The 8,285-nt window shown below is 44.5% G+C and carries 6 protein-coding genes and 1 pseudogene; 4 read left to right on the forward strand and 3 right to left on the reverse strand.

Features of this window, described 5'->3' with window-relative positions; genetic code table 11:
• The first annotated feature begins 334 nt into the window (after positions 1-334).
• The 3 genes from R7Z77_RS18100 (at position 335) to gcvP (ending at position 5,055) form a co-directional block, all read left to right on the forward strand.
• Positions 335-1,630 carry a serine hydroxymethyltransferase gene (locus R7Z77_RS18100; RefSeq protein WP_005376430.1) on the forward strand — a complete coding sequence of 432 codons (1,296 nt, stop codon included), beginning with the start codon at positions 335-337 and terminating at the stop codon, positions 1,628-1,630.
• A 53-nt stretch (positions 1,631-1,683) separates the two neighbouring features.
• On the forward strand, positions 1,684-2,064 hold the full coding sequence (gene gcvH / locus R7Z77_RS18105) for a glycine cleavage system protein GcvH (RefSeq protein WP_005376432.1): 381 nt from the start codon (positions 1,684-1,686) through the stop codon (positions 2,062-2,064).
• Positions 2,065-2,190: 126 nt separating this feature from the next.
• The gene (gcvP, locus tag R7Z77_RS18110; RefSeq protein WP_042520777.1) at positions 2,191-5,055 is read left to right on the forward strand and encodes an aminomethyl-transferring glycine dehydrogenase; all 2,865 of its coding nucleotides are present in this window, start codon (positions 2,191-2,193) and stop codon (positions 5,053-5,055) included.
• A 242-nt stretch (positions 5,056-5,297) separates the two neighbouring features.
• Here gcvP and R7Z77_RS18115 read toward each other — a convergent pair whose 3' ends face one another.
• The 3 genes from R7Z77_RS18115 to R7Z77_RS18125 all read right to left on the reverse strand — a co-directional run bounded on the left by R7Z77_RS18115 (position 5,298) and on the right by R7Z77_RS18125 (position 7,949).
• Positions 5,298-5,699 carry a VOC family protein gene (locus tag R7Z77_RS18115; protein WP_064354751.1) on the reverse strand — a complete coding sequence of 134 codons (402 nt, stop codon included), beginning with the start codon at positions 5,697-5,699 and terminating at the stop codon, positions 5,298-5,300.
• Between the two features lie 250 nt (positions 5,700-5,949).
• The gene (locus R7Z77_RS18120) at positions 5,950-6,777 is read right to left on the reverse strand and encodes an MBL fold metallo-hydrolase (RefSeq protein WP_225455282.1); all 828 of its coding nucleotides are present in this window, start codon (positions 6,775-6,777) and stop codon (positions 5,950-5,952) included.
• Positions 6,778-7,043: 266 nt separating this feature from the next.
• Positions 7,044-7,949 carry a LysR family transcriptional regulator gene (locus R7Z77_RS18125; protein WP_054730378.1) on the reverse strand — a complete coding sequence of 302 codons (906 nt, stop codon included), beginning with the start codon at positions 7,947-7,949 and terminating at the stop codon, positions 7,044-7,046.
• Between the two features lie 210 nt (positions 7,950-8,159).
• Between R7Z77_RS18125 and R7Z77_RS18130 the strand changes: the two are divergent.
• Positions 8,160-8,285 (forward strand): annotated as a pseudogene (locus R7Z77_RS18130) (IS5/IS1182 family transposase); the annotation flags it as partial.

Here is an 8,285-nt window from a genome sequence, read left to right on the forward strand (position 1 = left end):
GCATGAAGCACATAGTGGATAGAAGTCCACCAAGTGAATTAAAGCGTGCTCTTGTTAACAAATTTTGAAATCTTGTTTCCTATAGGAAATTTTTGGTTGATTGTTCCCGTCACAGGCGCTATGTTACCAACTTGTTAGATGTAGAGATGCATATTTCCGTAAGAGATTGGTAAAGGAAACACGCAATCCAACGGAGTTTTTGCCCAAATTTAGGGCCGGATGTTCACTCTGTTCTGCTACGCAGTTCAGCTGTTTTTGAGGACAAATGAACCACAACCGCAAATCATAACTCATCTATTGCGGGTTCATTTTCAGATTTGGAAGGTCAACTACCATGAATAAGAGTTACCCTAACCACAGCTTGGAAAACTTTTTCTCTACCAACCTCTCTGCGACAGATGATGCTGTCTTTGCTGGAATTCAAGCGGAATCCGCTCGCCAAAACGAACAAATCGAACTTATCGCTTCAGAGAACATTGTTTCTAAAGCGGTAATGCAAGCTCAAGGCACATGCCTAACAAACAAATACGCTGAAGGCTACCCAGGTCGTCGTTACTATGGTGGTTGTGAGCACGTAGATACAGTGGAAGCCATTGCTATCGAACGCGCAAAAAAACTTTTCAATTGTGAATACGCAAACGTTCAACCACACTCAGGCGCACAAGCAAACGGCGCAGTAAAACTAGCACTGCTTCAACCTGGTGACACCATTCTTGGTATGTCTTTAGACGCAGGTGGTCACCTGACGCACGGTGCACGCCCTGCACTTTCTGGTAAATGGTTTAATGCAGTTCAATACGGTGTTGATCGCGAAACACTGGAAATCAACTACGAAGATGTTCGTGAGCTAGCACTTGAGCACCAACCTAAAATGATCATCGCAGGTGGTAGCGCTATTCCACGTACTATCGACTTTGCAAAATTCCGTGAAATCGCAGACGAAGTAAATGCAATTCTTATGGTCGACATGGCACACATCGCCGGTCTTATCGCAACAGGCGCGCACCCTAGCCCACTGCCACACGCACACGTTGTTACGACTACAACACACAAAACATTGCGTGGCCCTCGCGGCGGTATGATTCTTACTAACCACGAAGACATCATTAAGAAAATCAACTCAGCCGTATTCCCTGGCCTACAAGGTGGCCCACTGATGCACGTTATCGCAGCCAAAGCGGTCGCATTTGGTGAAGCGCTTGGCCCTGAATTTAAAACTTATATTGATTCGGTGATCAATAACGCAAAAGTCCTAGCGGAAGTATTGCAAACTCGCGGTTGCGACATCGTAACTGGTGGCACAGACACGCACCTAATGCTGGTTGACCTTCGTCCGAAAGGGTTGAAAGGCAATAAAGCAGAAGAAGCTCTAGAGCGTGCTGGGATCACATGTAACAAAAATGGCATCCCATTCGATACAGAGAAGCCTATGATTACATCGGGCATCCGTTTAGGAACGCCTGCGGGTACAAGCCGCGGCTTTGGCGCTGAAGAATTCAAACTCATCGGTAATTGGATTGGTGACGTACTGGACGGTTTAGTGAACAACCCTGAAGGTGACGCAGAAGTTGAAAAACGCGTTCGCAAAGAAGTAAAAGAACTTTGCAGTCGCTTTCCTCTATACCAGTAAACGATTTTTTTAAAATCATAATAATTCCTGACAAGTTATTCGGAGATTAAGCAATGGACAAAACACTGAAGTTTGCAGATAGCCACGAGTGGGTACGTGACAACGGTGACGGCACAGTAACAATTGGTATTTCTGAGCATGCACAAGAAATGCTAGGTGACGTGGTATTCGTTGACCTACCAGACGTAGAAGACGAAGTTGAAGCAGGTGAAAGCTTCTCTCTCGTTGAATCTGTAAAAGCAGCGTCAGACATCTACGCACCAATCACTGGTGAAATCGTAGAAATCAATGAAGAACTAGAAGACAGCCCAGAGCTAATTAACGAAGAGCCGTACGAAGGTGGCTGGATCGTAAAAGTGAAGATGTCTGATGTATCTGAACTAGATAACCTGAAAGACGCAGACGAATACCTAAACTCTATCGAAGAAGAGTAATTAGGATGTGACGAAAGCTGTTCCCTAGCCTGTTTAGAGAACAGCTTTTTTTCTAGGTTCGGACGTATAATTTAATTTATCAGTAACGCAAATCCGTTACCCGAACCAAGGAGTAGGTAAAGGACAATGACTGAATTACTTCAAAGCCTCAGCACACAAAACGAGTTCGTTGCTCGCCACAATGGACCAAACAAATCTGACCAACAGAAAATGTTGGAAGCGATCAACGCAGTTAGCCTAGATTCGCTTATCGACGAAACCGTACCAGCACAAATTCGCCTAGAGCAACCAATGAGCTTGGCAGAAGCGAAAAGCGAAGCAGACATGCTGGCAGCAATGCGTAAGTTCGCCGATCAGAACCAAGTTAAACGTACATTCATTGGTCAGGGTTACTACAACACCTTCACGCCGAACGTGATTCTACGCAACGTGATGGAAAACCCGGGCTGGTACACTGCTTACACCCCTTACCAACCAGAGATCTCACAAGGTCGTTTAGAAGCACTTCTAAACTACCAACAAATGGTGATGGATCTTACTGGTATGGAAATCGCGAACGCGTCATTGCTCGATGAAGCAACGGCAGCAGCAGAAGCGATGACACTTTGTAAGCGTGCGGGTAAAAGCAAGAGCAACGTATTCTTCGTTGCTGACGACGTTCACCCACAAACCATCGAAGTGGTAAAAACTCGTGCGAAATTCATCGGCTTTGAAGTCTTGGTTGGTTCTTTAGAATCACTACCAGAGCAAGACGTGTTCGGCGCACTAGTTCAATACCCAAGTACAACAGGTGAAGTTCGTGACCTAACGGACATCATCGCTAAAGCGCAAGCAAACAAAACACTAGTGACTGTAGCAACGGACCTTCTTGCTTCTACCCTGCTTAAACCTGCAGGTGAAATGGGCGCAGACGTAGCAATCGGTTCAGCACAACGTTTTGGCGTGCCGATGGGTTACGGCGGTCCACACGCTGCTTTCATGGCAACGCGTGATAAGCACAAGCGTACAATGCCTGGGCGTGTTATCGGTGTTTCTATCGATACCAACGGTAACCAAGCACTGCGTATGGCAATGCAAACGCGTGAACAGCACATCCGTCGTGAAAAAGCGACATCAAACATCTGTACTGCTCAAGCACTGCTAGCGAACATGGCGTCTTTCTACGCGGTTTACCACGGCGCAGAAGGTCTACGCACGATTGCTCGTCGTACGCACCACATGACAGCCATCCTAGCCGCTGGCCTAACTAAAGGCGGCTTCGAGCTTGCTCACAACAGCTTCTTCGACACCATCACTATCAACACAGGTGCACAAACTGAAGACCTATACGCGAAAGCACTAGCCGCAGACATCAACCTACGTAAGTTGGGTACTCAGCTAGGTGTGAGCTTCGACGAAACCACAACCGTGGCAGATGTAGAAGCCCTATTCGCAGTATTCGGTGTGAAAGAAGAAGTCGCAGCACTATCAACTGAAATCGCAGGCAACGAGTTTGCAGCCATTCCAGAAGCATTGCGCCGCACAACAGAATATCTAACACACCCTGTGTTTAACACGCACCACAGCGAAACACAGATGATGCGTTACCTAAAACAGCTAGAGAACAAAGACTTCTCACTCACGCACGGCATGATCCCACTGGGCAGCTGTACGATGAAGCTGAACGCAGCAGCAGAGATGATCCCAGTTACTTGGCCTGAGTTTGGTTCGATCCACCCGTTCGCACCAGCAGAACAAGCAGCTGGTTACGCAGCACTCGCAAAAGACCTTAAAGAAAAGCTATGTGAAATCACTGGCTATGACGCATTCTCACTACAACCAAACTCTGGTGCATCGGGTGAGTACGCAGGCCTTATCGCGATTCAACGCTACCACGAAAGCCGTGGCGAAGGTCACCGCAACGTATGTTTGATCCCAAGCTCTGCGCACGGTACTAACCCTGCGACAGCATCTATGGTGTCAATGAAAGTGGTTGTGGTTAAGTGTGATGAAGAAGGCAACATCGACATCGACGACCTAGCAGCGAAAATCGAGAAACACAAAGACAACCTATCAAGCATTATGATCACTTACCCTTCTACGCACGGCGTTTACGAAGAGAAAGTGAAAGAAGTGTGTGAAATGGTTCATGCCGCTGGCGGTCAGGTTTACCTAGACGGCGCTAACATGAACGCGCAGGTTGGTCTAACATCACCAGGCTTCATCGGTTCAGACGTTTCTCACCTAAACCTACACAAAACCTTCTGCATCCCGCACGGTGGTGGCGGTCCGGGTATGGGTCCTATCGGTGTGAAATCTCACCTAGCTCCTTTCTTACCAGGGCATATTGAAGACGGTGTAGAAGGCGCAGATTTCGCAGTATCAGCAGCAGATATGGGTAGCGCTTCTATCCTACCTATCTCTTGGGCTTACATCGCAATGATGGGCGAACCTGGCCTAACAGATGCAACAAAAGTAGCAATTCTGAACGCAAACTACGTGATGGAAACACTTCGCCAACACTACCCTGTTCTTTACCGTGGCAAAAATGGCCGCGTAGCGCACGAATGTATTATCGACATTCGTCCGCTGAAAGAAGAAACAGGTATCAGCGAAGAAGACATCGCGAAGCGTCTAATGGACTACGGTTTCCACGCGCCAACTATGTCGTTCCCTGTAGCGGGCACGCTAATGGTTGAGCCAACGGAATCGGAAGATCTAGAAGAGCTAGACCGCTTCTGTGATGCGATGATCGCTATCCGCGAAGAAATGGAGAAAGTGAAAAACGGTGAATGGCCACTGGATAACAACCCACTTGTTAACGCGCCACACACACAAGTTGATCTTTCAGCTGAAGATTGGGACCGCCCTTACTCTCGCGAGATTGGCTGCTTCCCGTCTAAAGCGACCAAATCTTGGAAGTACTGGCCAACGGTAAATCGCGTGGATAACGTATACGGCGACCGTAACCTAATCTGTTCATGCCCAAGCATCGATAACTACGAAGATTAATTTTTGTAGTCTCTAAATCGACAAAGGCGAACCGTTTGGTTCGCCTTTTTGTTTTTGGTGTGCCGCCCTAACACTTGTTGATACATCGAGAAGGAATGATGGCTAGTTATTGTTTGCACAAAAGTGATTTAGAAATACAGTAACTTCTGAGAACCTTTGAATTAGCACTAATATCTCAGAGCCTTAAAAGCTTGTTGGAAACTCCTCATGAACACTATGTTATGCAGGTGCTGTGTAGTTTCTCAGTTCAGTTGCAGTAAGTCCCACTTATTACCATAGAGATCTTGGAACACCACCACTGTCCCGTATTCTTCCACACGAGGCTCTTCATTAAATACAACACCATTTTTCTTCATCAACTCGTAGTCACGCCAAAAATCATTAGTTTGCAGAAACAGGAAAACACGACCACCTGTTTGATTTCCTACTGCATGCGTTTGCTCCGGTGTACTCGCTTGAGCTAAAAGTAGGTTTGTACCATTGGAGTTTGGAGGAGAAACTTGAACCCAGCGTTTACCACCACCTAGGTGGGTATCTTCAACCAGAGTGAATTGAAGTTTTTGAGTATAGAACTCGATAGCATCGTCGTAATTTTCAACGACTAGAGCAATGTTTCCGATTTGCTGCTGAACAGTTTTGGCCATGATGATTTCCGCTGTGTCAAAACGCTAATTGTACGCTATTTTGAGACTTTTCCAGAAAGCACGTAACGCCTTGCAAAGGTTTAAGGCACACAATACGAATGTTTACGCACAGCGCCTTTGCCACTAGAACCTACAAACAATATAGCTACCACAAGTGTCGAATCTTGATTGAGCAACTCATCAAAGCCTTAGCTATAACTCAAGAGCAAATCTCTAACCTAATAACGAAGGCTGCTCGTATACCACGGTATTATAGTTCTTCTAGTTTTCCCTTAGCTAAATCTTCTTGTTGCTTAAGGAACATGAAGAAGTTTGCCTCACTGATAAACGGGTTACCGCTTGTGCCGAGCTTCTTCCTATTTTCAAAAAGGAAATTTTTATGTGGATGGTTCGAAAGGTTAACGTTCACAATAGGTGCCTGTAGTGAAATTTTTCTAATTTTCTCCATGCTAGTCAGGAACTGGCCAATAACTTCTGGATCATTGCTACTTACGCTATGCCCACCAACGATAAAAGCACGATATTGTTCGCCATTATCTTCAACAGCGAAGTCTAAGGAATAATCACCTTCCGTGTGGCCAGGTGTGAGATAGAACTTAAACTCATGTCCACCAATAACCATGGAGCTATCGCTTTTTATCTCTATGTCTAAATTTGGAGGAAGGAACTTGTTCTCACCTTCGCTTTTGTTTGATTGCTGTATAGATAGTTCATGAGCGCTTTTGGTCATCACGACTTTGGAACCATACTTCTCTTGAAGTAACTGGGCGCCCCCAACGTGGTCAGAATGCCCATGAGTTACCAATATGTGCGTTATTGGCTTATCTTTTAGCCCTAGCTTCTCTAGGTTGATAGGTATCCACTCAGAGTAAGGGAAGTCAAGCGTATCAATGATAACAAGTCCGTCTTCTGTAGCAATGGCATATGATGAGACCCACTTGTCTCCTACATAATAGACATTATCAAACATCTGAAATGGTTCTACATAACCGTTCTTATCATTCATTGCTGGAACATATTGACTTAAGGAAGCAAAAGACGAAGCACTGAAAAGTAAACCTACAATAATTTTTTTCACGAAATCGCACACAAATATATCCTTAATAATTTCTTATAGAACTTCGCGGATGAGAAAGCTCTAAACGATTTTCAGAGGCAAATACAACTGCAAATACTTTCTACTTAGCTTGAGTTTTAGCTGACCGAATCACTTGTAAACTCGAATCCCATTAACTGCCTATGTATTCATGATTCTTTTAGAGGTTAAATAAATGAACTCAATTGAAGCAGAGTCATGAAGCTTCACTTGAGGTTACCGGCACAGCACAATGTGATAAACCTCTTTCAAGCAAACATTTGAATGCGATTTTTCCAATTTAAGACATGTTCAATAAATGCATCAACTCTTGCAGGCCTTTTATCGCGGTCTCGATACATAATGAATACTTCTTTACCCGAGCATTGCCATTCCGGCAACAAAGGCAGCAGGTTATGTTGATCATGATTTAGCTCATGAAAGTAATAGGTTGGAATCCACGCAATTCCTAAACCATGGATGACGGCGTCTCTAACTAGTAGTACATCATTTGAAGTGAATTGAAACTTTAGCGGATGATCAAATGTTTCATTGGTGATTTGATTAACTAATTTCCATTGGCTGTCGTTGTTTACCGTAATTAGGCGATGATGAACAAGTTGTTCTGGATGGGTAATCGGTTGGTGTTGTTCTAAATAGCTTCGTGATGCACAAAGCGCAAATGGAATCGACCATAATTTCTGAGCAATCCAGTCTTGTTCAATAAGATCACCAAGACGAAAACTAACATCGACACGGTTAGATACAAGATTGATTTTTTCATTCTGTACATCTAAATCGATACATATCTTCGGATGTTGCTCTGCAAATTCATAAACGCACCGCTTTAACCACATCTGTGTCATGTTAATTGGCGCTGATAGTTTTATCGTTCCGCTTAAAGACTGACGCTCAGTCGCAATTCTCGATGTCACATTATTTAAGCTAAGAAGTAATGGCTCACAGAGTTGATAATATTTTTCGCCATCAGTTGTTAACGCAAAGTGGTGTGCACTGCGGTTAAATAGTCTGCAATTTAAGTTTGTTTCCAGCCTTTTTAACTTCCGGCTTAGCGTGGCTAACGGGACATTAAGACGCTCAGATGCTTGTGTTAGGCTTTGATAACGAGCAACAGAAACGAATAACAAAAGGTCATCCAAAGAGTGACGTTCCATATTTGGGATTAACCCTCTTAAATTTGGCTATTAAAAATCAAATATGAAATATATAGCATTATCGCGTCAAGTTAATTTTTATCAGGAAGATCTATGTCTAAGCATTTATCAATTTGGTGCGGTGTTGTTGTGGCTTTGTTGCGTAATTCGATGGAACTAAATCAAGAAGCTACGATCTGAGCGGTTACGCCCATCAATCGTCGTAGCCTCATGCCTAAACCTCGTTACAAAACAACTAACTGGAAGCAGTACAATAAAGCCTTAATCAACCGTGGTTCTCTGACCTTTTGGATTGATGAGGAAGCGATAGCTGAGTGGAAGCAAAACAAACAAGGC

Source organism: Vibrio sp. 1401 (assembly GCF_033340295.1).

What these genes read in the sequence shown, in the direction of transcription:
- R7Z77_RS18100 (WP_005376430.1), top strand. Translation starts at nt 335, where the DNA reads ATGAATAAGAGTTACCCTAACCACAGCTTGGAAAACTTTTTCTCTACC.
- gcvH (WP_005376432.1), top strand. Translation starts at nt 1,684, where the DNA reads ATGGACAAAACACTGAAGTTTGCAGATAGCCACGAGTGGGTACGTGAC.
- gcvP (WP_042520777.1), top strand. Translation starts at nt 2,191, where the DNA reads ATGACTGAATTACTTCAAAGCCTCAGCACACAAAACGAGTTCGTTGCT.
- R7Z77_RS18115 (WP_064354751.1), bottom strand. Translation starts at nt 5,699, where the DNA reads ATGGCCAAAACTGTTCAGCAGCAAATCGGAAACATTGCTCTAGTCGTT.
- R7Z77_RS18125 (WP_054730378.1), bottom strand. Translation starts at nt 7,949, where the DNA reads ATGGAACGTCACTCTTTGGATGACCTTTTGTTATTCGTTTCTGTTGCT.